Annotated in this window: 1 protein-coding gene; it reads right to left on the minus strand. The window is 37.0% G+C overall.

The genetic code is table 11. The annotated features are described in order from the left end of the window. Window positions 1-16: 16 nt before the first annotated feature. On the minus strand, window positions 17-346 hold a 330-nt coding region (locus tag H4J41_RS00510; RefSeq protein WP_182135556.1), incomplete at its 5' end, for a transposase.

Raw genomic sequence — 346 nt, forward strand, 5'->3', positions numbered from 1 at the left:
ATACCAATTTGATTAATTAACTTCCCACTTTTATCCAATCTCTAGAGCAAAGATCTATCACCCTAGATGCATCTGAAATAAAAATATTCCACGCTCGAGTACATTCATTAACAATATCTTCATATCCACTAAAACATCTGTTCGCTAATTCATTTTGTCTCAGCCATTGCCATACTTGCTCAATAGGATTTAGTTCAGGTGAATAAGGGGGTAACTTTATGATTGATAAGTTATCAAATTTTTCGGTTAAATGGACTTGATGCCAAGCTGCACCATCCACAACTATCACGGCGTGTCGTCCTTTGGGTACCTTTTGGGCAATCAATGCTAAGTGTTTTTCCATCAC

The sequence above is a fragment of the Colwellia sp. MB3u-45 genome (assembly GCF_014077005.1).
GTDB lineage: Bacteria > Pseudomonadota > Gammaproteobacteria > Enterobacterales > Alteromonadaceae > Cognaticolwellia.